The organism is Dietzia cercidiphylli, from assembly GCF_039531545.1.
Lineage (GTDB): Bacteria > Actinomycetota > Actinomycetes > Mycobacteriales > Mycobacteriaceae > Dietzia > Dietzia natronolimnaea.
On record NZ_BAAAQG010000007.1, the window covers coordinates 658208 to 683700 of the forward strand.

Annotated in this window: 24 protein-coding genes; 21 read left to right on the top strand and 3 right to left on the bottom strand. The window is 70.7% G+C overall.

Going from position 1 to position 25493, the window contains the following annotated elements; all coding sequences use genetic code 11:
- Positions 1–50: 50 nt before the first annotated feature.
- Both ABD250_RS09345 and ABD250_RS09350 read right to left on the bottom strand, forming a co-directional pair.
- A complete protein-coding gene (locus ABD250_RS09345) occupies positions 51–1079 on the bottom strand; it encodes a DoxX family protein (RefSeq protein WP_344391870.1) in 1029 nt (342 codons plus the stop codon).
- A gap of 181 nt (positions 1080–1260) precedes the next feature.
- Entirely contained in the window at positions 1261–1962 is a 702-nt protein-coding gene (locus ABD250_RS09350; protein WP_182658972.1) for an MBL fold metallo-hydrolase, read from the bottom strand.
- Positions 1963–2108: 146 nt separating this feature from the next.
- On the opposite strand from ABD250_RS09350, the gene uvrA reads away from it, so the two are divergent.
- The gene (gene uvrA, locus ABD250_RS09355; protein WP_182658971.1) at positions 2109–5147 is read left to right on the top strand and encodes an excinuclease ABC subunit UvrA; all 3039 of its coding nucleotides are present in this window, start codon (positions 2109–2111) and stop codon (positions 5145–5147) included.
- A 58-nt stretch (positions 5148–5205) separates the two neighbouring features.
- Here uvrA and ABD250_RS09360 read toward each other — a convergent pair whose 3' ends face one another.
- Positions 5206–5616, bottom strand: a complete 411-nt coding sequence (locus ABD250_RS09360) for a DUF1844 domain-containing protein (protein ID WP_095717218.1) — start codon at positions 5614–5616, stop codon at positions 5206–5208.
- Positions 5617–5934: 318 nt separating this feature from the next.
- On the opposite strand from ABD250_RS09360, the gene infC reads away from it, so the two are divergent.
- The 20 genes from infC (at position 5935) to tyrS (ending at position 25192) form a co-directional block, all read left to right on the top strand.
- Positions 5935–6555, top strand: coding sequence for a translation initiation factor IF-3 (gene infC, locus ABD250_RS09365; RefSeq protein ID WP_095717217.1), 621 nt, complete (start codon positions 5935–5937; stop codon positions 6553–6555).
- 93 nt (positions 6556–6648) lie between these two features.
- A complete protein-coding gene (rpmI, locus tag ABD250_RS09370) occupies positions 6649–6843 on the top strand; it encodes a 50S ribosomal protein L35 (protein WP_007630819.1) in 195 nt (64 codons plus the stop codon).
- 67 nt (positions 6844–6910) lie between these two features.
- Complete coding sequence (rplT, locus tag ABD250_RS09375; protein WP_095717216.1) at positions 6911–7291, top strand: 50S ribosomal protein L20; 381 nt, start codon at positions 6911–6913, stop codon at positions 7289–7291.
- An 11-nt stretch (positions 7292–7302) separates the two neighbouring features.
- Positions 7303–8145: a TrmH family RNA methyltransferase gene (locus ABD250_RS09380; protein ID WP_182658970.1), complete on the top strand. Its 843-nt coding sequence runs from the start codon at positions 7303–7305 to the stop codon at positions 8143–8145.
- Positions 8142–9803, top strand: a complete 1662-nt coding sequence (locus ABD250_RS09385; protein WP_182658969.1) for an ATP-binding cassette domain-containing protein — start codon at positions 8142–8144, stop codon at positions 9801–9803. Before ABD250_RS09380 ends, ABD250_RS09385 begins: the two co-directional genes overlap by 4 nt.
- Before the next feature lie 129 nt (positions 9804–9932).
- Positions 9933–10988: a phenylalanine--tRNA ligase subunit alpha gene (gene pheS / locus ABD250_RS09390; protein ID WP_095717213.1), complete on the top strand. Its 1056-nt coding sequence runs from the start codon at positions 9933–9935 to the stop codon at positions 10986–10988.
- Between the two features lie 41 nt (positions 10989–11029).
- Positions 11030–13519, top strand: coding sequence for a phenylalanine--tRNA ligase subunit beta (gene pheT, locus ABD250_RS09395; RefSeq protein WP_344391891.1), 2490 nt, complete (start codon positions 11030–11032; stop codon positions 13517–13519).
- Entirely contained in the window at positions 13512–14336 is an 825-nt protein-coding gene (gene thiD / locus ABD250_RS09400) for a bifunctional hydroxymethylpyrimidine kinase/phosphomethylpyrimidine kinase (RefSeq protein WP_344391893.1), read from the top strand. Before pheT ends, thiD begins: the two co-directional genes overlap by 8 nt.
- Before the next feature lie 80 nt (positions 14337–14416).
- On the top strand, positions 14417–15154 hold the full coding sequence (locus tag ABD250_RS09405; RefSeq protein WP_344391895.1) for a DUF2786 domain-containing protein: 738 nt from the start codon (positions 14417–14419) through the stop codon (positions 15152–15154).
- A 69-nt stretch (positions 15155–15223) separates the two neighbouring features.
- Positions 15224–16261 carry an N-acetyl-gamma-glutamyl-phosphate reductase gene (argC, locus tag ABD250_RS09410; protein WP_182659006.1) on the top strand — a complete coding sequence of 346 codons (1038 nt, stop codon included), beginning with the start codon at positions 15224–15226 and terminating at the stop codon, positions 16259–16261.
- A complete protein-coding gene (locus ABD250_RS09415) occupies positions 16258–16734 on the top strand; it encodes a hypothetical protein (RefSeq protein WP_182659005.1) in 477 nt (158 codons plus the stop codon). The genes argC and ABD250_RS09415 overlap by 4 nt, the downstream gene beginning before the upstream one ends.
- A gap of 1 nt (position 16735) precedes the next feature.
- Positions 16736–17671: an acetylglutamate kinase gene (argB, locus tag ABD250_RS09420; protein WP_182659004.1), complete on the top strand. Its 936-nt coding sequence runs from the start codon at positions 16736–16738 to the stop codon at positions 17669–17671.
- A complete protein-coding gene (locus ABD250_RS09425) occupies positions 17668–18882 on the top strand; it encodes an acetylornithine transaminase (RefSeq protein WP_182659003.1) in 1215 nt (404 codons plus the stop codon). Before argB ends, ABD250_RS09425 begins: the two co-directional genes overlap by 4 nt.
- Entirely contained in the window at positions 18879–19832 is a 954-nt protein-coding gene (argF, locus tag ABD250_RS09430) for an ornithine carbamoyltransferase (RefSeq protein WP_182659002.1), read from the top strand. The genes ABD250_RS09425 and argF overlap by 4 nt, the downstream gene beginning before the upstream one ends.
- The gene (locus ABD250_RS09435; RefSeq protein WP_176474999.1) at positions 19832–20326 is read left to right on the top strand and encodes an arginine repressor; all 495 of its coding nucleotides are present in this window, start codon (positions 19832–19834) and stop codon (positions 20324–20326) included. Before argF ends, ABD250_RS09435 begins: the two co-directional genes overlap by 1 nt.
- A gap of 53 nt (positions 20327–20379) precedes the next feature.
- Complete coding sequence (locus tag ABD250_RS09440; protein ID WP_095717203.1) at positions 20380–21579, top strand: argininosuccinate synthase; 1200 nt, start codon at positions 20380–20382, stop codon at positions 21577–21579.
- On the top strand, positions 21576–23015 hold the full coding sequence (gene argH, locus ABD250_RS09445) for an argininosuccinate lyase (protein ID WP_182659001.1): 1440 nt from the start codon (positions 21576–21578) through the stop codon (positions 23013–23015). The genes ABD250_RS09440 and argH overlap by 4 nt, the downstream gene beginning before the upstream one ends.
- A gap of 5 nt (positions 23016–23020) precedes the next feature.
- Entirely contained in the window at positions 23021–23242 is a 222-nt protein-coding gene (locus ABD250_RS09450) for a Trm112 family protein (protein WP_182659000.1), read from the top strand.
- Positions 23239–23889, top strand: a complete 651-nt coding sequence (locus tag ABD250_RS09455; protein ID WP_182658999.1) for a DNA-3-methyladenine glycosylase — start codon at positions 23239–23241, stop codon at positions 23887–23889. The genes ABD250_RS09450 and ABD250_RS09455 overlap by 4 nt, the downstream gene beginning before the upstream one ends.
- Positions 23890–23920: 31 nt before the next feature.
- A complete protein-coding gene (gene tyrS, locus ABD250_RS09460; RefSeq protein ID WP_182658998.1) occupies positions 23921–25192 on the top strand; it encodes a tyrosine--tRNA ligase in 1272 nt (423 codons plus the stop codon).
- The last annotated feature ends 301 nt before the right edge of the window (positions 25193–25493 follow it).

Here is a 25493-nt window from a genome sequence, read left to right on the forward strand (position 1 = left end):
GGGGGCGGGGTCGTCGACGTCCGGTGCGCGGGCACCGGGGGAGCGGATCGTCAGGGCCGGATGGCGGCCGCGGCCTTGCTCCGCGCGCGGTCACTCGTCTTCTTGGCGGTGGTGACCTTCTTCCGGGCGTCCTTCCGGGCCTTCTTCTTGGCCGACTCGACGGACTTGCGGAGGTCCTTGGTGTCCACCTTGTCGGCGCGCGCGGCGGCGACCTCCCGGACGTGGGCCGCGCGGTCGCGGGCGACCTCGCGGGTCTCCGCGGCCTGTTCGGCGGCGACGTGGGCGGCGACGCCGGCCTGGTCCCTCACCTGGGCGGCGATCGGGGCGGCCTGCTTGCGTGCCGCCGCGGTCCGCTCACGGAGGAGCTCGGCGACCTCCGGGGCCTTCGCCCGGACCACGTCCGCGACGCCGGACGCCTGACCACGGACCTGGTCGGCGACCTCGGGGGCCTTCTCGCGGACGGTGTCCGCGACCTCGGGGGCCTTGTCCTTCACGGAGTCGGCGACACCGCGGGCGTGGTCGGCCACGTTGTGGGCGACCCCCGCGATCGCGGCGCCGGCGGCCACGGACTCGGCCTTGGCGCCGGGCAGCTTGGCCGCGACCGTGTCCCCGGCCTTGCGGGCACGCCACGTCAGGCCCGGCTGGCCGGCGGTGTCGACCGACGCGAGCAGGAGCGCACCGAGCAGGGCGACGTCGGTGGCCAGGCCGGTGGTCTTGCGGCTCTTGGCGGCGGGGTCGGACTCCGCCCAGAAGTCGTTGCGGGTGACGGTCGTGGGCAGGTGCGACGCCGTGAGGGCGAGGGCCGACAGGCGGGGGGCCTTGCCGAGCGCGAACAGCACACCGGCACCGACCTTGACTCCCGCGAGAGCCTTGACCAGGGTCTCGGTGTCCTTGGTGACCGGCGGCACGGAGGTCGTCACGTGCTCGTTGACGGCCTGCTCGCCCTTCTCCACCAGGGGTGCGGCCTTGTCCACGAGCGGGGCCGCCTTGGCCACATGGGCCTGCGGATTGCGTAGCGTCTCCACGCCGTCGATGACGAACACCGTGGCGAGCATGGGTCGTGCGAGTCGTCGGATCATCGTTCCTCCTGGGAATTGGGATGCGTGGTCGAACCTAGTGAAAACCCCGGCCCGGCGCCTCCGGTCGGAGGATCGTCCCCCGCCACGGACCCTACGGACCTGCGTGATGCGCTGGGACGATCAGCTGTGACGGGGGCCGGATAACGATTCTGATCGGCCGGTCGGTCGGTGCCGTCGGGCGTCACCAGCCGCGCTCTCGCCACGTGCCGAGGTTCGGACGCTCGGCCCCGAGCGTGGTGTCGTCCCCGTGCCCGGGGTGGACCACCACGTCGTCCTCGAGCACGGCGAAGACCCGGGACTCGAGGTCGTCCATGAGGGTGTCGAACTGCTCCCGGGTGCCCGTCTTGCCCGGTCCGCCGGGGAAGAGGGAGTCGCCGGGGAACAGGTGGGTCCCCTCCTCGGTGCGGAGGAGGAGCCCGATGCCGTCCGGGGTGTGTCCCCGCAGACCGATGACCCCGAGGCGCAGGTCCCCCACGACGAGCTCGTCACCGTGGGAGACGTGGCGGTCGGTCGGTACGTGGATGTCCCCGGCGTCACCGGGTGAGGCGATGGTGGTGAGGCCGAGGGCCTCGACGGTCTCCGACAGGCCGATCCAGTGGTCGGCGTGCAGGTGGGTCGTGACCACCTCTCTCACTCCGGGGGCCTGCGCCCTCAGGTGCGCGATGAGCTGGGGTGCGTCGTTCGCGGCGTCGACGAGGAGTGCCGCGCCCGTCGAGACGGACTCGATCACGTAGACGCTGTTGTCCATCTCCCCGACGGAGATCTTGGACAACCGGGCCGGGCCGACGGTCCAGCGCTCACCGGTCAGGCGGCCACCCAGGCGGCCGGAGTAGCCCTCGGTGAGGGTGATGTGCTCGGGGACGGACTCGGTGGGATTCGACATATCTGCAGGCTACTGACGGCGACGGCGGTTCGTGGTGGTAAGCGTGTCGGGGTTCGTTGGTACCTTCGTCTGCGGGACGGCGGCCATGCGGCGCGCACGGCCACCGCCACGGGTCCGTGGCGTCATCCCCCTCGGAAGGAGTACCCATGGTGGACCGTCTGGTCGTCCGCGGCGCACGGGAACACAACCTCAAGGGCGTGGACATCGACGTCCCGCGCGACTCCCTGATCGTCTTCACGGGCTTGTCGGGCTCCGGCAAGTCCTCGTTGGCCTTCGACACGATCTTCGCCGAGGGGCAGCGTCGGTATGTGGAGTCCCTCTCCTCCTACGCGCGCATGTTCCTCGGTCAGATGGACAAGCCGGACGTCGACTTCATCGAGGGACTCTCTCCGGCGGTGTCGATCGACCAGAAGTCCACCAACCGGAACCCCCGGTCGACGGTGGGCACCATCACTGAGGTCTACGACTACCTGCGTCTGCTCTACGCGCGGGCGGGTGTTCCGCACTGTCCGACGTGCGGAGAGGTGATCTCGCGTCAGACCCCTCAGCAGATCGTCGACCAGATCCTCGAGGGGGAGGAGGGCGCCAGGTTCCAGGTGCTGGCGCCGGTCGTGCGCACCCGTAAGGGCGAGTTCGTCGACCTCTTCGCCCAACTCGCGGCCGACGGGTACAACCGCGTGCGGGTGGACGGTGAACTCCACACCCTCGCGGAGCCGCCGACGCTCAAGAAGCAGGAGAAGCACGACATCGAGGTGGTCGTGGACCGCCTCGCCGCCAAACCGTCCTCCCGCCAGCGGCTCACCGATTCCGTCGAGACCGCGCTGGGACTGGCGGACGGGGTGATCGTCATCGACTACGTTGACCTCGACGAGGCCGACCCCGGCCGGCGGCGCCGGTTCTCCGAGCACATGGCCTGCCCCAACGGTCACCCGATCGGGCTCGACGACCTGGAACCCCGTGCGTTCTCCTTCAACTCCCCCTATGGCGCCTGCCCGGTCTGTGACGGGCTCGGCTCGCACCTCGAGGTGGACCCCGACCTGGTGATACCCGATCCGGAGCGGTCGTTGGCGGACGGCGCGATCGCCCCGTGGTCGGGGGGCCAGAGCGCCGACTACTTCCAGCAGTTGCTCTCGGGGCTGGCCGACGACCTGGGCTTCGACCTGCGCACGCCCTGGCAGGACCTGCCCGCCAAGGTGCGCAAGGCGGTGCTCGGAGGGGCGTCGACGAAGGTCCGGGTGCGGTACAAGAACCGCTACGGCCGGGTCCGGACCTACGACGCCAAGTTCGAGGGCGTCATGTCGTTCCTCAAACGCCGACTGGAGCAGACGGAGTCGGAGTCGCAGAAGGAGCGCTACCAGGGGTACATGCGGGAGGTGCCGTGCCCCGCCTGTGAGGGGACCCGTCTCAAGCCGGAGATCCTCGCCGTCACGATGACCGGCCCCGGCGGGCGTGACCGGTCGATCGCCGACATCTCCCGGATGTCGGTCGCGGACTGCGCCGAATTCCTGGACGGCCTCGAACTGGACTCCCGCCAGGCGATGATCGCCGGCCGGGTCCTCAAGGAGATCCAGGCCCGCATGGGTTTCCTCCTCGACGTGGGACTGGACTACCTGTCCCTGGACCGGGTGGCGGGCAGCCTGTCCGGCGGGGAGGCCCAGCGCATCCGGCTGGCCACCCAGATCGGGTCCGGTCTCGCCGGCGTGCTCTACGTGCTCGACGAGCCGTCCATCGGTCTGCACCAGCGGGACAACCGTCGCCTGATCGACACTCTCGTCCGGCTGAGGGACCTGGGGAACACGCTGCTCGTGGTGGAGCACGACGAGGACACCATCCGCGCGGCGGACTGGATCGTGGACATCGGCCCCCTGGCCGGCGAACACGGCGGACGGGTGGTGCACTCCGGGGACTACGAGGGGCTGCTGGCCAGCGAGGAGTCGCTCACGGGTGACTACCTGGCGGGGCGGCGGTCGATCGCGGTGCCCGACACGCGGCGTGGACTGAACCCGGAGAAGGTCCTCCACGTGCGCGGGGCACGCGAGAACAATCTCAAGAACGTCGACGTGGTGTTCCCGGGCGGTGTGCTGTGTGCCGTCACCGGCGTGTCCGGCTCGGGTAAGTCCACCCTCGTCAACGACATCCTCGCCACCTCGCTGGCCAACCAGCTCAACCGGGCGCGCCAGGTTCCCGGACGGCACTCCCGCATCGACGGGGTGGAGTCGTTCGACAAGTTGGTCCAGGTGGACCAGTCACCGATCGGTCGCACCCCGCGGTCCAACCCGGCCACGTACACCGGGGTGTTCGACAAGATCCGGACGTTGTTCGCGGCGACCACCGAGGCCAAGGTCCGGGGCTACAAGCAGGGGCGGTTCTCGTTCAACGTCAAGGGCGGCCGTTGCGAGGCGTGTCAGGGGGACGGCACGCTCAAGATCGAGATGAACTTCCTGCCGGACGTCTACGTCCCGTGCGAGGTGTGTCACGGCGCCCGGTACAACCGCGAGACCCTCGAGGTGCACTACAAGGGAAAGACCATCGCCGAGGTGCTCGACATGCCCATCGAGGAGGCGTGCGAGTTCTTCGAGCCGATCACCTCGATCCACCGGTACCTCAAGACCCTCTCGCAGGTCGGCCTGGGGTACGTGCGTCTGGGCCAGTCGGCACCCACGCTGTCCGGCGGTGAGGCGCAGCGGGTCAAACTCGCGGCCGAGCTGCAGAAGCGGTCGAGTGGACGGACCGTCTACATCCTCGACGAGCCCACCACGGGTCTGCACTTCGAGGACATCACCAAGCTCCTCCTGGTGATCCAGGGGCTGGTCGACAAGGGCAACACCGTCATCGTGATCGAACACAACCTCGACGTGATCAAGAGCGCCGACTGGGTGATCGACATGGGGCCCGAGGGTGGCGCCGGCGGTGGCGTCGTCGTGGCCGAGGGCACCCCCGAGCAGGTCGCGGCGGTGCCGGAGAGTCACACCGGTCGCTTCCTCGCGCAGGTCCTCCCGGTCACTCAGGAGGGCCCGGAGGGATCCCGGACCGTCCCGGCGTCGGTCGGTGGTGCGCCCGCCAAGAAGGCGGCGGCGAGCAAGGCCGCGGCCGCGAAGGCGCCCGCGAGGAAGGCGCCCGCGAGGAAGACGGCGTCGGACAAGACCGCGGCCAAGGCGGCACGCAAGGCACGGGCCCTGCGCTGACCCGACGCCGGAGGGTGCGACCGTGGCGTCGCGTACCCCGGCGGCGGGCAGTCGGGGGTCAGTAGACGGGGCCGGTGAACTTCTCGCCGGGACCCTCGCCGGGCTCGTCGGGGAACGCGCTGGCCTCGCGGAACGCGCGCTGCAACCCCTGGAGTCCATCCCGCACCACGCTGGCCTGCGGCCCGAGGTACTCGGCGGACCCGGTCACGAGTCCGGCGAGCGAGGTGATCAGCTTGCGCGATTCGTCGAGGTCGAGATGCGGGCTCGCGGTCGGGTCGTCGTCGGACAGCCCCAGCTTCTCCGCCGCGGCGCTCATCAGCACGACGATCGAGCGGAAGATGATCTCCTGGGCGGGGACGTCGGCGAGTTCGACGATCTCGACCTCGCGGGCGTCGAGATGGTCCTCGAGAGAACTCTCTGCGGTCGCGTCGGCGGCGGGATCTGTGGACGCGGGGTGGTCGGTGTTCATGCCGAACACTGTCCCACGGGCCGGGCGACTCCGGGCGGTCGGACCGGTTTGGGGGTCCCCGGGAATCCTGGTAGAGTTCTGCTCCGACTGTGGGAATCCGCTTCGTGGTGGGTTCCGACGTCCAAGAGGAGCCCGATCTCCCACCATCCGACGCCCTGGGTTGTTTGATGGTCACCACCCCCGACGAGGGGTCTGCGAGCGTATCGCGGAGACGTCTCGTCGACGGGTGAGGAGTGAGAGGCCCCCCGGTATCCGTGCCGTGGGGCCTTCTCGGTATCGCCGGTGTGTCCGGTGGTGCCGTGGGTACCTCGAGGGCGGATGCGCGACCGCGCGAGCGGTCGCGGACAGAGCACCATCTACCGAGGAGGGCCCATCAGCGCCGAAGCACGTATCAACGAACGAATCCGTGTCCCCGAAGTCCGACTCGTCGGCCCCGGGGGCGAGCAGGTGGGGATCGTTCGCGTCGAGGATGCACTTCGTCTGGCCCTGGAGGCCGATCTGGACCTCGTCGAGGTCGCGCCCACCGCGCGCCCGCCGGTCTGCAAGATCATGGACTACGGAAAGTTCAAGTACGAGGCGGCGCAGAAAGAGCGCGAGTCGCGGAAGAACCAGCAGCAGACCGTGGTCAAGGAGCAGAAGCTCCGGCCCAAGATCGACACCCATGACTACGAGACCAAGAAGGGGAACGTGGTCCGTTTCCTCGAGAAGGGCTCCAAGGTCAAGGTGACGATCATGTTCCGCGGTCGCGAGCAGTCCCGCCCCGAGCTCGGGTACCGGCTGCTCCAGCGCCTGGCGGACGACATCACCGAATACGGATACGTCGAGACCAGTGCCAAGCAGGACGGCCGCAACATGACCATGGTCGTCGCCCCCCACAAGGGCGCCAAGACCCGGGTCAAGGCGCAGGAGTCGAAGGTCACCGACCCCGCCTCGGAGTAGGACTCCGGCACCACACCGACCACCGGACGCACGTCGTCCGCTCACCCGAGACCCCGCCGGTCTCCGGGACGAACCATGTGAGGAAGACCGATCATGCCGAAGATGAAGACCCACAAGGGCACCGCCAAGCGTTTCCGGAAGACCGGGACGGGCAAGCTCGTGCGCCAGCAGGCCAACCGCCGCCACATCATGGAGAAGAAGCCCACCAAGCGCACCCGTCGTCTCGACGGTCGCACGGACGTCGCCCCGGCCGACGTCCCCCGCATCAAGCGGCTCCTCGGGCTCTGAGCCCTCTCCCATACGTAGTACTTCCGGTCGCCGTGAGGTGACCACCCAGATCAGTGAGGATTGACCAGTGGCACGCGTGAAGAGGGCAGTCAACGCCCAGAAGAAGCGTAGGACCGTACTCGAGTCCACCAAGGGCTACCGCGGGCAGCGTTCGCGGCTGTACCGCAAGGCCAAGGAGCAGATGCTCCACTCGATGACCTACAGCTACCGTGACCGTCGCGCGCGCAAGGGCGACTTCCGGAAGCTGTGGATCACCCGCATCAACGCGGCGGCCCGCGCCAACGACATGACCTACAACCGCTTCGTCCAGGGCCTCAAGCTCGCGGGCGTCGAGGTGGACCGCAAGGTGCTCGCCGACCTGGCCGTCACCGACCCGGCCGCCTTCACGGCGCTCATCGAGGTCGCGCGCAAGGCCCTGCCGGCCGACGTCAACGCGCCGGCTGCCTGACGTCTGCGAATGTGACGCACAGCACCCTGCCCGGGGAGGGCACCGGACGACCCGCGGATCCGTTCACCGAACGGACACCGCGGGTCGTTTCCGCATCCAAGCTCCACCGCGCGGCCGCCCGGCGCAAGGCCGGGCGCTTCCTCGCGGAGGGGGCCAACTCGGTCGAGTCGGCCCTGACGACCGGGGCGGCGATCGAGGTGTTCTGCGGCCCGGACTCGCTCGACCGGTTCGCCACCCTCGTGACCACCGCATCGGCATCCGGGGTCACCGTCTCCGTGGTGACCGACCGTGCGATCAGGGCGCTGTCGGACACCGTCTCGCCCACGGGCATCGTCGCGCTGTGCCGGTCGGTCGTCCGCGACCCCGGGGACCCGGACGAGGGGTCTGTGCGCCTCGTCGCGGTGGGCCAGGCGCTGGCCGAACCGGGGAACGTCGGCACCCTCATCCGCGTCTCGGACGCACTCGGCGCCGACGGCGTGTGGCTCACCGGGGGCGCGGTGGATCCGGAGAACACCAAGGCGGTCCGCGCCTCCGCCGGCAGCCTCTTCCATCTCCCCGTGGTGCGCGGGATCGCCGAGACGGACCTGGTCGACCGCGCCCACCGGCTGGGCCTCCAGGTCGCGGTGGCCACCGGCGACGGTGAGGTGGACATCGAACACGCCGACGACGTGCTGTCCCGGCCGACCGCGTGGGTCTTCGGAAACGAGGCGCACGGCGTCCCCGACGCGCTGGCCGACGCTGCCGACGTCCGCGTGCGCATCCCCCTCCGGGGGCGGGCCGAGAGCCTGAACATCGTCACCGCTGCCTCGATCTGCCTCCACACCAGCGCGCGCCTGCAGGCCGCCGCCTCGTGACCGCCACCCTCACCGCCCGCGGCCTGGGGGCCTCACGAGGTGCGCGGACCCTGTTCACCGGTCTCGACCTCGTCGTCGCCGAGGGTGACGTCTGGGGGCTCACCGGACCCAACGGCGCCGGCAAATCGACACTGCTCCACGCCCTCGCCGGCGCTCCCGACGCCGAGATGTCGGGGACGGTCACCGTCAGCCCACCGCACGCGACGGTGGGGTTCCTCCGTCAGGAGGTGGAGCGCCACGACGACGAGGAGGTGCGCGACTTCCTGCACCGCGCCACCGGGGTCGCCGACGCGCAGGAGCACATGGACGCACTCGCGCTGCAGATGGCGGACTCGGACTCGGCCGCCGACGCCTACGGCGACGCCCTCGAGCGATGGTTGGCCCTCGGCGGTGGAGACCTGGACGAGCGGATCCCGGTGACCGCCGCCCGGCTCGGATTGGACGTCGCCGTTCTGGGTCTGCCGATGTCGGCGCTCTCGGGCGGCCAGGCCGCCCGTGTCACCCTCGCCGCCGTGCTGCTCAGCCAGTACGAGATCCTGCTGTTGGACGAGCCGACCAACGACCTCGACCTGGCGGGGCTCGCGGTGTTGGAGGACTTCATGCGGACCGAGCGGCGTCCGATGGTGGTGGTCAGTCACGACCGTGAGTTCCTGGCCAGGTGTGTGACCGGGATCGTCGAGCTCGACTCGGCCCAGCGGCAGATCACGGTGTTCGACGGAGGATACGAGTCGTATCTCGCCGAGCGCGCGCTGGCGCGGCAGCGGGCGCGCGAGGCATACGAGGAGTACGCGGGCCGGGTCGGTCAGCTCAAGGACCGCATGCAGACCCAGAAGACGTGGCTCGACAAGGGCGTCCGCAACACCATGCGCAAGTCGGGCGGCAAGGATGCCGAGAAGGACAAGCACATCCGCAACCGGGCCGGCCAGCGGTCGGAGAAGCAGGCCGCCAAGATCTCCCAGACCGAGCGTGCGATGGAGCGGCTCGACGTGGTGGCCGAACCGCGCAAGGAGTGGCAGCTGCGGATGGAGATCGCGACCGCGCCCCGGTCGGGGTCGGTCGTGGCGGTGTTGTCCGACGCCGTCGTCCGCCGCGGAGACTTCGCGCTCGGTCCGGTGACCCTGCAGATCGACTCGGGGGACCGGGTGCTGATCTCCGGCGCCAACGGGTCCGGCAAATCCACGCTGCTGGGTCTGCTCGCGGGCGATCGGCTCCCGGACACCGGGCGGGTGAGCACGGGAGCCGGCGTCGCGGCGGGTCGCGTCGACCAGGCCCGCGCGGAGTTCGGTGGCCCGGGGCCCCTGCTGGACACGTTCTGCGTGGCCGCGGACCCGGCGGGTCTGGACCCCACCGAGGGTCGGACGGTGCTGGCCAAGTTCGGACTGGGCGGCGAGCACGTCGCCCGGTCGTGCGCGTCCCTGTCCCCGGGGGAGCGGACCAGGGCGGCGCTGGCCCTGCTCCAGCAGCGCGGCGTCAACCTGCTCGTGCTGGACGAGCCCACCAACCACCTGGACCTACCCGCGATCGAGCAGCTCGAGCAGGCCGTGGAGGCCTTCGACGGCACGGTCCTGCTGGTGACCCACGACCGGCGGATGCGCCAGGGTTTCCGGGGGACCCGCGAGCTCGTGGTGGACTCCGGGGCCGTTCACGAGGTGCGTTAGCGGGTGACCCCTCGCGGCGAGGGGGTACGCGCAGGTGGGCCGGGGGGTCCGATCCCGATCGACTAGTCTGTTGCGGGATGCCGCCGGCGGTCGCCGGAGATCGCCGTGACGGGGAGGACGAGAGCACAGGTGAGCGAAGACACGAGCGCTGTCGAGGTGCGGATCGACGAGGAGTCGCTGGCGGGGTACGCGGCGGAGGCCGAGGCGGCGTTCGCCGCCGCCACGGACCTGGACGCCCTGGCCGCCGCCAAGACCGCCCACCTGGGCGACCGCAGCCCGATCGCGCTGGGACGCCGGACCCTCGGGTCGCTGCCCAAGGAGCAGAAGGCCTCCGCCGGAAAGGCCGTCAACGTGGCGCGGGGCAGGGTCCAGCAGGCCTATGACGCCCGCCTCGCCGAGCTGCAGGCGGAGCGTGACGCCGCCGTCCTCGTGGCCGAGACCCTGGACCTGACCGTGCCGTCGGGTCGGGCTCCGGTGGGCGCCCAGCACCCCATCACGATCATCACCGAGCAGGTCGCGGACGTGTTCGTGGCGATGGGCTGGGAGATCACCGAGGGCCCGGAGGTCGAGGCGGAGCACTACAACTTCGACGCCCTGAACTTCCTCCCGGACCACCCCGCGCGCACCCTGCAGGACACCTTCCACATCGCTCCCGAGGGCAGCCGCCAGGTGCTGCGCACCCACACCTCGCCCGTGCAGATCCGGACGATGCTCGATCGGGAGCCGCCGATCTACGTGGCCTGCCCCGGTCGGACGTTCCGCACGGACGAGCTCGACGCCACCCACACCCCGGTGTTCCACCAGGTGGAGGGGTTGGCGATCGACAAGGGGCTGACCATGGCGCACCTGCGCGGTGCGCTCGACGCCTTCGCCCGCGCGCTCTTCGGACCGGAGACCCGTACCCGGATGCGGCCCAACTACTTCCCCTTCACGGAGCCCTCTGCCGAGGTCGACGTGTGGTTCCCGCGGAAGAAGGGGGGCGCGGGCTGGGTCGAGTGGGGCGGGTGCGGGATGGTCCACCCCAACGTGCTGACCGCCTGCGGCATCGACCCGGAGGTCTACTCGGGGTTCGCGTTCGGCATGGGCCTCGAGCGCACCCTGCAGTTCCGCAACGGACTGTCCGACATGCGGGACATGGTCGAGGGGGACGTGCGGTTCTCGCTGCCCTTCGGCATCCGCGCCTGACCCACCGCCCCTTCCACCCGAGAAGAACAAGGACCCCCACAGTGCGAATTGCGCAGTCCTGGCTGACCGAGATCCTGCAGCGGGCCAACGACGGTTGGTCGGTGACCCCGGCCGAGCTCGACGCGGGGTTCGTGCGCGTCGGCCTCGAGGTCGAGGGCGAGCCGGAGCAGTTGCCCGAGATCTCGGGACCGCTCACGATCGGTCGGGTCAGCAGTATCGAGGAGCTCGAGGGGTTCAAGAAACCCATCCGCTTCTGCCTGGTCGACGTGGGTGCGGACGAACCGCAGCAGATCGTCTGCGGGGCGCGGAACTTCGAGGCGGGCGACCTGGTGGTCGTCGCGCTGCCGGGAACCGTCCTTCCCGGTGGGTTCGAGATCGGCAGGCGGAAGACGTACGGCAAGCCCAGTGAGGGCATGATCTGCTCGGCGTCCGAGCTGGGGATCGGATCCGACCACAGCGGCATCATCGTCCTGGCCGAGGGCACGGCGGAGCCCGGCGACCCGGCCGGGCCGGTCCTCGACGCCGGGGCGGCGGGACCCGACACCGTCATCGAGCTCAACGTCACCCCGGACCGCGGGTACTGCCTGTCGGCGCGCGGCCTGGCCCGCGAACTCGCGTGCGGGTTCGGGCTCGACTTCGCTGATCCCGCGGTCGAGCAGGGCCTCGGGGCAGAGGGCCAGACCTGGCCGCTCGAGGTGGCCGAGGAGTCGGGCGCGCAGCGGTTCGCCCTCCGTCGCGTGACCGGCGTCGACCCGTCCGCGCGCACGCCGTGGTGGATGGCGCGGCGGCTGCTGCTGTCGGGCGTGCGCCCGATCTCGCCGGCGGTCGACGTGACCAACTACGTCATGCTCGAGCTGGGGCACCCGATGCACGCGTTCGACGCCGCGGCGCTCGAGGGTGGGCTCATCGTCCGCCGGGCGCGGCCGGGGGAGGAGCTCACGACCCTCGACGACGTCGAGCGGACGCTGGACCCCGAGGACGTGGTGATCTGTGACGACCGCGGGCCGATCTCACTGGCGGGCGTCATGGGCGGCGCGAGCACGGAGGTGTCCGGGCAGACCACGGACGTCCTGCTCGAGGCCGCCGTGTGGGACACCCTCGCGGTGTTCCGGACGATCCGCCGTCACAAGCTCCCCAGTGAGGCGGGCAAGCGGTACGAGCGTGGTGTCGACGCCGCGGCCACGATCGCCGCACTGGACCGCGCGGCGACGCTGCTCGCCGAGATCACCGGCGGCACGGTCGAGGCCTCCCTCACCGACATCGGTTCCGCCCCCGTCATGCCGACCATCGCGTTCGATGAGGGCCGGCCCGCCCGCGTCGCCGGGGTCGACTACCCGACCGGCACCGCGCGCCACCGCCTGGAGCAGGTCGGGTGCACCGTCACCGGGGACGACGAGGTGCTGCTCGAGGTCACCCCGCCGACCTGGCGCCCGGACCTCACGCTGCCCGCGGACCTGGTGGAGGAGGTCCTCCGCCTCGAGGGGTTGGAGAACATCCGGTCGGTGCTACCGACGGCGCCGGCCGGCCGCGGGCTCACCGCGTTCCAGCGCGGCCGTCGCGCGGTGGGCCACGCTCTGGCGGCGGCCGGGCACGTCGAGGTGCTCACCTCGCCGTTCTGTGATCCGTCGGTGTTCGACGCCATGGGACTGGACGACGACGACGAGCGGCGCAGGACGATGTCGGTGGTCAATCCCCTGGAGAGCGAGAAGGGGCACCTCGCCACCACGCTCCTGCCGTCGTTGGTGGAGATCGCCCGGCGCAATCTCACCCGCGGCACCCGCGACCTGTCGCTGTTCTCCGTCGCGCAGGTCTCCTTCCGTACCCCCACCACCGGGGCGGTGGAGATGCTGCCCGTCGACCGCGAGCCGACGCCGCAGGAGAGGGACTCGCTCACGGCCTCGCTGCCGGAGCAGCCCCTGCACGTGGCCGCCCTCTACACCGGCAGGCGCGAACCGGCGGGTCATGCCGCGCCGGGCCGTGACGCCGACGCCCTCGACGCGGTCGAGGCAGCCCGGATCGTCGCCCGCGCGCTCGGAGCCGAGGTCGAGGTCCGTGCGGCCGGGTACGCGCCGTGGCATCCGGGCCGCTGCGTGGAGGTCCTGGTCGACGGCGCCGTGGTCGGCCACGCCGGCGAGTTGCATCCGGCCGCCTGTGAGCGACTCGGACTCCCCGACCGGTCCTGCGCCGCGGAACTGGACCTCACCGCGATCGGGGTCCGTGAGGTCCTGCCCGCGCCGTCGATCTCGGCCTTCCCGGCCGTCAACCAGGACGTCGCGCTCGTGGTGGAGTCGACCGTGCCGGCGTCCTCGGTCGAGGCGGCCCTGCGCTCGGGCGGCGGGGATCTCCTGGAGAGCGTTCGACTGTTCGACGTCTACACCGGCACCCAGCTCGGCGAGGGTCGAAAGTCTCTGGCGTACGCCCTGAGCTTCCGGGCGGACGACCGGACGCTCACCGAGGACGAGGCGACCCGATGGCGCACCGCGGCAGTGGAGGCCGCGCAGGCGGCGGTCGGGGCGACGCTCCGTGGCTGAGCCGGCCGGGGTCCCGAGGGTCCTGTGCATCGCCGGCACCGACCCGTCCGGCGGCGCGGGCCTGCTCGCGGACGTCAAGTCCGTCGCCGCGATGGGCGGGTACGCGATGGGAGCCGTCACGGCGGTCACGATCCAGAACACCCTCGGGGTCAGTGGCGTGCACGCCGTACCCGTCGAGACCGTGGTCGCCCAACTCGACGCGGTGGCGGACGATGTGCGGATCGACGCGGTCAAGATCGGCATGCTCGGCGAGGCCTCCCTCGTCGAGGCGGTGGGGGACTGGCTGCGTCGCCGGCGGCCCCCGAACGTCGTCCTCGACCCGGTCATGGTCGCCACCACCGGGGGCAGGCTCTCCAGCGACGACGCCTCCCGCATGCTGCGCGACCTGGTCCCGCTCGTCGATCTGGTCACTCCCAACGTCCCGGAACTCGGTGTCCTGTGCGGGGAGCCCACCGCGGGCAGTATCGAGATGATCGTGGAGCAGGCCGAACTCGTCCACGAGCAGACCGGGTGCTCGGTGCTCGCCACGACCGGCGATCTCGAGGACGGCAGTGCGGAGGACATCCTCGTTCGATCCGCGGGCGGGTGGCGCACGACCCTGCGACTCCCGTTCGTCCGCGTGGACACACCGCACACCCACGGGACCGGGTGCTCGCTGTCCTCCGCCCTGGCCACTGCCCGGGTGGGGACCGAGGACTGGGAGGGCGCCTACCGGCGGGTCCGTCCCTGGATGGACGGTGCCCTGAGGGGCGGGCTCGATCTCGAGGTGGGCCGGGGGGCCGGGCCGCTCGACCACACCTGGTTCCTGCACCACTGATCGTCCGGGATCCGCCCTTCTGTCGTACACCTGTGCGAATATTCGGCTCACCTCACAGCCGAGACCACCGGGAGTAGACCATGTCCACAACTCAGCCCGCCTCCGCCGAGTCCTCCGCCGCGAAGGCGCTCGACCGGGTCCGCAAACTGTTCGCCAAGGCCGAGAGCGTCGCCGGAACGCCGGAGGCCGAGGTCTTTCTCGAGCGGGCCTACGGATTGCTCGCCAAGTACGGGGTCGACGAGGCGCTGGCGAGATCGGGGCCCGATGCGCAGCCCGCGGAAGTGACCGTGCTCGATCACGTGGTCGCCGGGAAGTACCAGCCTGACCAGGTGGGTCTGGTGGCGGCCCTGGCGTCCGCGATGCACTGCCGGGCCGTCACCTCCACCCGCGGTGACGGCGCGAAGGTCGTCCACATCGTGGGGGTGCGGCGGCACGTCGAGCGGGTGGGGATGCTCGCCGGCGCGCTCACGGGGGTCATGCTCGCGGCGGCAGCGCGCCAGCGGCCGGCTCCCGGCGTCTCGCCGGTCACGCACCGGAAGTCGTTCATGACCGGCTTCGCCTTCGAGGTGGGGCGCCGGTTGGCCGCGGCCGAACACGACGCCGTCGCCGGGAGCGGGGACGCCGCCGGGGCGGGACTCGTCCTGAGATCGGACGCCCAGCGGGCGGACTCCGAACTGCGGCGTCGCTTCCCCTCGGCGGTCCGCGGTGCACGGCGGCGGGTGGGCACCTCGGGGATCGAGGAGGGGCGTCGCCTGGGCGGATCGGTGGACCTCGGCCAGAGCCGCTTCCGCGGCGGACGGCGTCAGCTCGGTGCGTGACCTGTCCGGGACGGTCGAGGGCGGCGCGCCGGTGTGCAAAAGATTGCAAGGTGATGCATACTTGTGCGCATGGCAATCAAGGTAGCGGTCGCAGGTGCGTCGGGTTACGCGGGCGGGGAGTTCCTCCGCCTGCTGCTCGGGCACCCCGCGCTCGTGTCGGGTGAGATGGAGATCGGGACCCTGGCCGCGGGGTCCAACGCCGGGCAGCCGTTGGTCGAGCACCATCCCCATCTCCTGCCGCTCGCGGACCGCGTCCTGGTCGAGACCAGTGCGGACACCCTGGCCGGGCACGACGTCGTGGTCCTGGGACTGCCGCACGGGCACTCCTCGGCGATCGCCGAGCAGTTGGGGCCAGACGTCCTCGTCGTCGACCTGGGCGCGGACTTCCGGCTGTCCGACGCCTCGGACTGGGAGTCCTACTACGGGTCCGCGCACGCCGGCACCTGGCCGTACGGTCTGCCAGAACTCCCCGGCGCGCGTGAGGCGCTGCGGTCGACCCGCCGGATCGCGGTGCCCGGGTGCTTCCCCACGGGGGCGAGCATCGCGCTGTTCCCGGCGGTGGCGGCCGGACTGGTCGACGCGTCGGGGATCACGATCGTCTCGGTCACCGGCGCCTCGGGCGCGGGGAAATCCGCCAAGGTGCCGATGCTCGCCTCGGAGGTCATGGGCTCGGCAAAAGCGTACGGCGTCACGACCCACCGTCACGCGCCCGAGATCACCCAGAACCTGCGGGCGGTCACCCAGTCGCAGGTGTCGGTGAGCTTCACCCCTGTCCTGGCCCCGATGGCACGGGGAATCCTCACCACCGCGGTCGCCCCGACCACCGCCACGGCGGGGGAGTTGCGGCGGGTGTACGCCGACGCCTTCGACGACGAACCCTTCGTCCACGTGCTCCCCGAGGGCGTGCAGCCGATGACCGCCTCGGTCCTCGGGTCCAACGCCGTGCAGCTCGGCATCGAGGTCGACGAGCGGGCGGGGCGCGCGGTGTTCACCGCGGCGATCGACAACCTCGCCAAGGGCACCGCCGGTGGCGCCATCCAGTCGATGAACCTCGCACTCGGACTCCCCGAGACCGCCGGACTCAGCACGGTCGGCCTCGCCCCGTGAGTGCGGGCATCCTGTCCGGCGCGGTGTCCGGTGGGCGCACCCACGGTCTCGAGTCGTGGTCTGATCCGGTGCGCAACGACGCGGTGGTCTGGGCGGCTCCCGCGGGCGCGACGTCCGTGCTGGAGGTCGACGGCGAGGGGGCCGACGCCGCGGAGTTGCGGTGGAGCACCCTGAGCGCCGAGGTCCCGTCGATCCGCGGGGTCGTCCTGCTCGACGGTCCCGGTGCCGGTGAGCCCGGCGAGGACTTCACGTTCACCCACTGCGTCGCCGAGGACGTTGCCCGGTTCGTCAGCGCCCGGTCGGGTGCCGAGGTCGGACCGATCGAGGTGCTCGTCTTCCGACCGGACACCGATCACGAGCCGTGGCCGGAACCCGCACCCACGGCGGAGGGAGTGGAGTTCCGGTTCCGCCACCGCGGCGGTGCCGACGTCCGCCTGACCCTGACCGTTCCCGACCAGCCCGGAGAGGCCTGACATGACCACCGAGATGAACGACGGGTCGACCGAGTTGACGCCGTTCGTCCGTGCCCACGTCCTCGCCGAGGCGCTGCCGTGGCTGCAGAAGTTCCACCACAAGATCGTCGTGGTCAAGTACGGCGGCAACGCGATGGTCGACGACCAGCTCAAGGCGGCGTTCGCGGCCGACATGGTGTTCCTCCGGACCTGCGGTCTCAAGCCGGTGGTGGTCCACGGGGGCGGTCCCCAGATCACGTCGATGCTCGGCCGCCTGGGGATGGAGGGCGAGTTCCGCGGGGGATTCCGGGTGACCACGCCCGAGGTCATGGACATCGTCCGCATGGTGCTGTTCGGCCAGGTTGGCCGCGAGCTGGTGGGGCTCATCAACGCGCACGGCCCCTACGCGGTCGGGATCTCCGGAGAGGACGCCGGTCTGTTCACCGCCGTCCGGCGGACGGCGATGGTCGACGGGGAGCCGACCGACATCGGGCTGGTCGGCGACGTCGAGTCGGTCGACCCCGGTGCCGTCCTGGACCTCATCGAGGCCGGCCGGATCCCCGTCGTGTCCACCATCGCACCGGATGCCGACGGCACCGTCCACAACATCAACGCCGATTCCGCCGCCGGTGCGCTGGCCACCGCGCTCGGCGCCGAGAAGCTCGTCGTCCTCACCGACGTGGAGGGGTTGTACACCGACTGGCCGGACCGGTCCTCGTTGGTCACGCACCTCGGGACCGGGCCGCTCGCGCGGCTGCTCCCGTCGCTCGAGAGCGGGATGGTCCCCAAGATGGAGGCGTGTCTTCGTGCGGTGCAGGGCGGGGTGCGGGCGGCCCACGTCATCGACGGGCGCGTCGAACACTCCGTGCTGCTCGAGGTTCTCACCGAGGGCGGCATCGGCACCATGGTCACCGAGGGTGACCACGAGATCCGCACGCCGGCAGGAGGCGCGAGATGACCGGGACCGACACCACGTCCCTCACCGCACGGTGGGACAGCGCGCTCATGCGCAACTACGGCACCCCTCCGCTCGAGCTGGTCTCGGGCCGGGGCGTCACCGTCACCGCCGCCGACGGCCGCGAGTACGTGGACCTGCTCGGCGGGATCGCGGTCAACTCACTCGGCCACGCGCACCCGGCGGTGGTCGACGCCGTCAGTCGACAGGTCGCCGAGCTCGGGCACGTGTCCAACCTCTACATCCACCCGACGGTGGTGGCGCTGGCCGAGCGACTCGAGTCGCTGCTGGCGGTGGACGAGCCCGTCCGCGCCTTCTTCTGCAACTCGGGCGCCGAGGCCAACGAGGCCGCGTTCAAGATCGCCCGTCGGACGGGCCGTTCGCGGATCCTCGCCGCGGAGAACGGTTTCCACGGCAGAACCATGGGTGCGCTCGCGATGACGGGCCAACCCGCCAAACGTGAGCCGTTCGACCCGATGCCCGCAGGGGTCGAGTTCTTCCCCTACGGCGACACCGCCGCGCTCACCGCTCTCGTCGAACAGGCTCCCGCGGACACGGCCGCCGTGATCGTCGAGCCGGTCCAGGGCGAGGGAGGGGTCGTCGAACCCCCCGAGGACTTCCTGGCCGACGTGCGATCGTTGTGCAGCGAGCACGGGATCCTCATGATCGTCGACGAGGTCCAGACCGGGATCGGTCGTACCGGGGCGGTGTTCGCCACGCGGCGGGCCGGCGTGGTCCCCGACGTGATCACCCTGGCCAAGGGCCTGGGGGGCGGGCTGCCGATCGGTGCCTGCCTGGCGGTCGGTGCGGCCGGGGACCTGCTCACCGCGGGTCAGCACGGCACCACGTTCGGCGGTAACCCCGTCGCGTGCGCGGCCGCCCTGGCCGTCCTCGACACGATCGAGGCCGATGACCTGATCGCGCACGTCGACCGACTCGGGAAGATCATCGCGGCGGAGATCGAGTGCCTGGACCACCCGCTGGTCGACCACGTGCGGGGGAGGGGGCTGCTGCTCGGCGTCGTGCTCACCGCCCCGCTCGCCAAGGCCGTGGAGGGGGCGGCCCGGGAGGCCGGGTACCTCGTCGGCGCCACCACCGCGGACGTGGTCCGACTCGCCCCGCCGTTCGTGCTGACCGAGCAGCAGGTCGCCCGGTTCGTCGCCGGGCTCCCGGGCATCCTCGACGCCGCGACCCCGAAGGAGTCCACCTCATGACCTCGGCATCATCGTCAGCATCATCGTCGGTGCGGCACTTCCTGAGGGACGACGACCTCAGCCCCGCGGAGCAGGCCGAGGTCCTCGATCTGGCGATGCGGCTCAAGGCCGCCCCGTTCTCGGCCCGCCCGCTCGAAGGGCCGCGGTCGGTCGCCGTGATCTTCGACAAGACCTCCACGCGGACCCGGTTCTCGTTCGACGCGGGCATCGCCCAACTCGGTGGGAACGCCATCGTGGTGGACTCCGGATCCACCCAGATGGGCAAGGGTGAGACCCTCTCCGACACGGCGAGGGTGATGTCGCGCTACGTCGAGGCGATCGTCTGGCGCACCTACTCGCAGGACGGGCTCGCCGAGCTCGCCGCGCACTCGGACGTGCCCGTCGTCAACGCCCTGACCGACGAGTTCCACCCGTGCCAGATCCTCGCGGACCTGCTCACCATCCGCGAGAACTTCGGTCGCACCGCCGGCCTGCGCGCGGTGTATCTCGGCGACGGTGCGAACAACATGGGGCACTCGTATCTGCTCGGGTTCGCGACCGCGGGAATGCACATCACCATCGCCGCGCCGGAGGGATACCAACCGACGGGGCAGGTGGTGTCGGACGCCGAGCGCGTGGCGGCGGGGACCGGTGGCTCCGTGAGGATCACGACCGACGTCGACTCGGCGGTGGCCGGGGCGGACGTCCTCATCACGGACACCTGGGTGTCGATGGGGATGGAGGACTCGGCGACCGACCGGCTCCGCGACCTGGCCGGTTACCAGTTGGGCCAGGAGTCCGTCGACAGGGCGTCCGACGACGTGATCGTCCTGCACTGCCTTCCCGCCTACCGCGGCAAGGAGATCGCGGCCGAGGTCATCGACGGCCCCCGCAGCCGCGTGTTCGACGAGGCCGAGAACCGGCTCCACGCGCAGAAGGCGCTGCTCGTGTGGCTCATGGAGCGGTCGTGATGACGGTGGGGACGGTCAGCAGGACCGCCAGGCACGCCCGGATCGCCGAGATCCTCCAGCGCCGACCCGTCCGGAGCCAGACCGAACTGGCGGAGGCCCTGGCCGAGGAGGGCATCGCGGTCGCGGTGGCCACCCTGAGCCGGGATCTCGACGAGCTCGGGGCCGTCAAGCTCCGGGCCGCCGACGGAGGCGCGGGCCGTTACATCATCCCGGAGGACGGCAGCCGGGCCCCGGGGATCCCCGGGGGCACGGACAGGCTCGGCAGGCTGCTCGGCGACCTGCTGGTCTCGGCGGACCACAGTGGCAACATCGCGGTCCTGAGGACCCCGCCCGGCGCCGCGAACTTCCTGGCGAGCGCCCTGGACCGCGCCAACCTCGACGACGTGGTGGGGACCATCGCCGGGGATGACACCATATTCGTGATGGCCCGTGAACCCGTCGGAGGCGCCGAGCTCGCGGACCGGCTCGCCTCCCTCGCCCGACGCCCACTCTGACATCCACGACCCCAACCCAGACCTTAGAGATCCGAACCATCAAGGAGCACACCATGTCCGATCGCGTAGTCCTCGCCTACTCCGGCGGCCTCGACACCTCTGTCGCCATCAGCTGGATCGGCAAGGAGACCGGAGCCGAGGTCGTCGCCGTCGCCATCGACCTGGGTCAGGGCGGTGAGGACATGGAGGTCATCCGGCAGCGCGCACTGGATTGCGGCGCCGTCGAGTCGATCGTCGTGGACGCCCGCGACGAGTTCGCCGACGAGTACTGCGCCCCCACGATCAAGGCCAACGGGATGTACATGCGGGAGTACCCGCTGGTCTCGGCGATCTCCCGCCCGCTGATCGTCAAGCACCTGGTCACGGCGGCCAAGATGCACGGCGGTACCTCCGTCGCGCACGGCTGCACCGGCAAGGGGAACGACCAGGTCCGCTTCGAGGTGGGCTTCGGTGCGCTCGCCCCGGACCTCGAGGTGATCGCCCCGGTCCGCGACTACGCCTGGACGCGTGAGAAGGCCATCGAGTTCGCGGAGCAGAACGAGATCCCCATCAACGTGACCAAGAAGTCCCCGTTCTCGATCGACCAGAACGTCTGGGGCCGCGCGGTGGAGACCGGTTTCCTCGAGGACCTGTGGAACGCCCCCACGAAGGACGTCTACGACTACACCGAGGACCCGACCCTCAACTTCGCCGCTCCCGACGAGGTCACCGTCACCTTCTCGGAGGGCATCCCGGTGGCGATCGACGGGCGCAAGGTCTCCGTGCTCGAGGCCATCGTGGAGCTCAACCGCCGGGGCGGGGCCCAGGGCGTGGGGCGGCTGGACATGGTCGAGGACCGGCTCGTCGGTATCAAGAGCCGCGAGGTGTACGAGGCGCCGGGAGCGATGATCCTCATCACCGCGCACAAGGCGCTCGAGGACGTCACCCTCGAGCGTGAGCTGGCGCGGTACAAGTCCGGGGTCTCCGACCAGTGGTCGAACGCGGTCTATGACGGCCTGTGGTTCTCCCCGCTGAAATACGCCCTCGACGCCTTCATCGACAACACCCAGCAGCACGTCTCCGGGGACATCCGGATGGTCCTGCACGGTGGTTCCATCGTCGTCAACGGTCGTCGTTCCGACTCCTCGCTCTACGACTTCAACCTCGCGACCTATGACGAGGGGGACTCGTTCGACCAGAGCTACGCCAAGGGCTTCGTGAACCTCCACGGTCTGAGCTCCAAGATCGCCGCCAAGCGGGACCTCGGGCTGTGAGCGACGCCGACCGGCAGGACGAACGGCACGGCACCAACGCCGGAGCGCTGTGGGGCGGACGCTTCGCGGGCGGGCCCGCGGAGGCGATGGCCGCGCTGAGCAAGTCCACGCACTTCGACTGGGAGCTGGCTCCGTACGACATCAGGGCCTCCAAGGCCCACTCCAGGGTTCTGCACCGCGCGGGGTTGCTCTCCGGTGCGGACCTCGACGCGATGCTGGACGGTCTGGACCGCCTGGCCGCGGACATCGATTCCGGCGCGTTCGTCCCCGCAGAATCGGACGAGGACGTTCACGGTGCCCTCGAACGCGGTCTGATCGACCGGGTGGGGGTCGAGGTGGGTGGGCGCCTTCGTGCCGGCCGGTCCCGCAACGACCAGGTCGCGACGCTGTTCCGGATGTGGTTGCGTGACGCGGTGCGTGAGGTGGCCGGGGGTGTGCTCGACGTGGTCGACGCTCTCGTGGCGCAGGCGGACGAGCACCCCGAGACCGTGATGCCGGGCAAGACGCACTTCCAGGCGGCTCAGCCGATCCTGCTCTCGCACCAGCTGCTGGCCCACGCGCAGCCGTTGCTGCGGGACGTCGATCGGATCCGGGACCTGGACCGCCGTCTCGCGGTGTCTCCGTACGGTTCGGGCGCTCTGGCCGGTTCGTCCCTCGGACTTGACCCGGACGCGATCGCGGCGGAGCTCGGGTTCGATCGCGCGGCGGACAACTCGATCGATGCGACGAGCTCGCGGGACTTCGCCGCCGAGGCGGCCTACGTCCTCGCGCAGATCGCGGTCGATCTCTCCCGGCTGGCGGAAGAGGTGATCGCCTGGTCGACCCCGGAGTTCGGATACGTGACCCTGGCCGACGAGTGGTCGACCGGTAGTTCGATCATGCCGCAGAAGAAGAACCCGGACGTCGCGGAACTGATGCGCGGGAAGACGGGTCGGTTGATCGGCAACCTGACCGGACTGCTCGCCACCCTCAAGGCCCAGCCGTTGGCCTACAACCGGGATCTGCAGGAGGACAAGGAACCGGTCTTCGACTCGGTCGCCCAGCTCTACCTGCTCCTCCCCGCGATGGCGGGGATGGTCTCGACCCTGGAGTTCCACCCGGAGCGCCTCGCCGCGCTCGCCCCGGCCGGATACACACTGGCCACCGACATCGCGGAGTGGATGGTCCGTCAGGGCGTGCCGTTCCGCGTCGCCCACGAGGCGGCCGGGGAGTGCGTGCGGGTGGCCGAGGCCCGCGGCGTCGGGCTGGACGAGCTGACCGACGACGAGTTGGCGGCCGTCGACCCGGCGCTGACGCCCGACGTCCGCGATGTGCTCACCGTGACGGGATCCATCGCGTCACGGAGTGCACGGGGCGGTACCGCCGGCACCGCAGTGGCCGACCAGCGGCGGCGGCTGGGAGAGATCCGTGACGAGCTCGCCCACTGGGTAGGGTGAGCGCCATGTCCGCCATCGATGACCGTCTGTTGGAGATCCTCGCCTGTCCCGAGGACAAGGGTCCGCTCCTCCTGGCGGGAGACGACACGCTGTACAACCCCCGCCTCCGCCGCGCGTACAGGATCGACGGCGGCATCCCGGTCCTGCTGGTGGAGGAGTCACGTCAGGTGGATGACGCCGAGCACGTGGACCTGCTCGCCCGTGCGGGCGGCGCTCCGCAGGAGTGACCCGACCGGACACCGGTCCGGGGCAGTTCCGGGCGCTGCTCCGCGACGCCCACCCGGCCGATGCCGCACGGGCACTGCTCGGGGGTGTCCTGACCCATGGTCCGGTCTCGGTGCGGGTGGTGGAGGTGGAGGCCTACGGCGGACCGGTCGACTCGCCCCACCCGGATCCCGCCGCCCACACCTGGCCGGGTCCGACCCCGCGGAACGAGGTGATGTTCGGCGACGCCGGTCACATGTACGTCTACCTGAGCCACGGGATCCACCGGTGTGTCAACATCACCTGCCGTCCCGCGGGCGAGGGCGGCGGGGTGCTGCTGCGAGCCGGGCGGGTGGAGGGCGGACACCGGGTGGTGGACGACCGCCGGCCCGGGATACCCGTCGAGCGCGCGGCTCGCGGGCCGGGCAATCTCGGCAAGGTGCTGGGCATCGAGCTGTCCTACCGGGGCATGGACGTCCTCGACCCGTCGTCGTCGGTCACATTCCGCGCCGATCCGGTAGCCGAGTCGCAGATCCGGTCCGGTCCCAGGGTGGGTGTCTCCCGTGAGGCGGACAGACCCTGGCGGTTCTGGCTCGCGGGCGCCCGGGAGGTCTCCTCCTACCGGCGCAGTCCACGCGCGCCGAGGGTGACGCACCCCGCCCCGTGGTAGCCCACCACGTCGATGGGGAACAATGGCGTGCGTGACTTCCAACATCCTCGAAGACCTGCAGTGGCGGGGGCTCATCGCGCAGTCGACCGACCTCGACTCGCTCCGTGCCCATCTCGACGAGGGCACCGTGTCGCTGTACTGCGGCTTCGATCCCACCGGGCCGAGCCTGCACGCAGGTCACCTGATCCCGCTGCTCACCCTCCGGCGGTTCCAGCTGGCCGGGCACCGGCCGATCGTCCTGGCCGGCGGAGCGACCGGGATGATCGGGGACCCCCGCGAGGTGGGGGAGCGCACCATGAACACCGCGGACACCGTGGCCGAGTGGACCGAGCGCATCACCGGTCAGCTCGAGCTGTTCGTGGACCTCACGGAGGGGCCGGTGGGCGCCCGGGTGGTCAACAACATGCAGTGGACCGGTCACCTGACCGCCATCCAGTTCCTCCGCGACGTCGGCAAGCATTTCTCGCTCAACACCATGCTCGGGCGCGACACCGTCAAGCGTCGCCTGGACGGTGACGGGATCTCGTACACCGAGTTCTCCTACATGCTCCTCCAGGCCAACGACTTCGTGCAGCTGCGTCGCACCATGGGGTGCACCCTGCAGATCGGCGGCTCCGATCAGTGGGGGAACATCGTCGGCGGCGTCGATCTGAACCGCCGGATGGACGGGGAGTCGGTGCACGCGATGACCGTCCCCCTGGTCACCTCGTCCGACGGGAAGAAGTTCGGTAAGTCGACGGGCGGCGGGAGTCTCTGGCTCAACCCGGCCCTGACGAGTCCTTACACCTGGTACCAGTACTTCCTCAACACCTCCGACGCCGACGTGGTCCGCTACCTGCGGTGGTTCTCGTTCCTGGGCCGGGAGGAGATCGACGAGCTGGACGCACTCACCAGGGAGAAGCCGCACCTGCGGGCGGCGCAGAAGCGCCTGGCCGAGGAGATGACCACGATGGTGCACGGGGTGGCGGCCACGGAATCGGTGCAGGCGGCGTCCCAGGCCCTGTTCGGACGTGGCGAGCTGGCCGGGCTCGACGAGCGGACCCTCGGCGCTGCGCTCGAGGACGCCGGCGCGGTCGAGGTGGGGTCCGACAGCCCGAGGACGATCGTCGATCTCCTGGTCGCCTCCGGTCTGTCCGAGAGCAGGGGCGCGGCGCGACGTGCCGTCGGTGAGGGTGGCGCGTACGTCAACAACGTGCGCATCGACGACGCGGAGTGGACCCCGCAGGCGAGCGACCTGCTCCACGGCGAGTGGCTCGTCCTCCGGCGTGGAAAGCGGAGTTTCGCAGGGGTGCGGATCCACTGATCCGGGGAGCATCGCGACACGGCGCCGGTCTTCACCGGCGCCGTGTCGCATTTCTGCCTGTTGACCTGGCGATTTGCGTTTGGGTTCACGTCTGCGTAACTTATTGGAAGTCGCCGAGAGCGAGTCCGGATCGAGAGGTTCTGGCTGGTGGAGGTGGTGAGCTTCAGATGGTGGTGCGGGCCCGGTTTTGACTTGGTGGGTCTGTGTGGCTAGGCTGGAGAAGTTGCCCCGAAATGGGTGGCGAAGAGTGTGAGTCCCTCGTGATCCGGTGGTCGGTGACTGTCCGGGGAGCGGTGTGGTG

Excerpts from the sequence above, each read along its gene's own strand:
- uvrA (WP_182658971.1), top strand. The coding sequence starts at position 2,109 with ATGGTGGACCGTCTGGTCGTCCGCGGCGCACGGGAACACAACCTCAAG.
- ABD250_RS09440 (WP_095717203.1), top strand. The coding sequence starts at position 20,380 with ATGTCCGATCGCGTAGTCCTCGCCTACTCCGGCGGCCTCGACACCTCT.
- argC (WP_182659006.1), top strand. The coding sequence starts at position 15,224 with ATGGCAATCAAGGTAGCGGTCGCAGGTGCGTCGGGTTACGCGGGCGGG.
- ABD250_RS09435 (WP_176474999.1), top strand. The coding sequence starts at position 19,832 with ATGACGGTGGGGACGGTCAGCAGGACCGCCAGGCACGCCCGGATCGCC.
- ABD250_RS09360 (WP_095717218.1), bottom strand. The coding sequence starts at position 5,616 with ATGAACACCGACCACCCCGCGTCCACAGATCCCGCCGCCGACGCGACC.
- ABD250_RS09450 (WP_182659000.1), top strand. The coding sequence starts at position 23,021 with ATGTCCGCCATCGATGACCGTCTGTTGGAGATCCTCGCCTGTCCCGAG.
- argB (WP_182659004.1), top strand. The coding sequence starts at position 16,736 with ATGACCACCGAGATGAACGACGGGTCGACCGAGTTGACGCCGTTCGTC.
- ABD250_RS09425 (WP_182659003.1), top strand. The coding sequence starts at position 17,668 with ATGACCGGGACCGACACCACGTCCCTCACCGCACGGTGGGACAGCGCG.
- ABD250_RS09405 (WP_344391895.1), top strand. The coding sequence starts at position 14,417 with ATGTCCACAACTCAGCCCGCCTCCGCCGAGTCCTCCGCCGCGAAGGCG.
- ABD250_RS09350 (WP_182658972.1), bottom strand. The coding sequence starts at position 1,962 with ATGTCGAATCCCACCGAGTCCGTCCCCGAGCACATCACCCTCACCGAG.
- ABD250_RS09345 (WP_344391870.1), bottom strand. The coding sequence starts at position 1,079 with ATGATCCGACGACTCGCACGACCCATGCTCGCCACGGTGTTCGTCATC.
- infC (WP_095717217.1), top strand. The coding sequence starts at position 5,935 with ATGCGCGACCGCGCGAGCGGTCGCGGACAGAGCACCATCTACCGAGGA.
- rpmI (WP_007630819.1), top strand. The coding sequence starts at position 6,649 with ATGCCGAAGATGAAGACCCACAAGGGCACCGCCAAGCGTTTCCGGAAG.
- argF (WP_182659002.1), top strand. The coding sequence starts at position 18,879 with ATGACCTCGGCATCATCGTCAGCATCATCGTCGGTGCGGCACTTCCTG.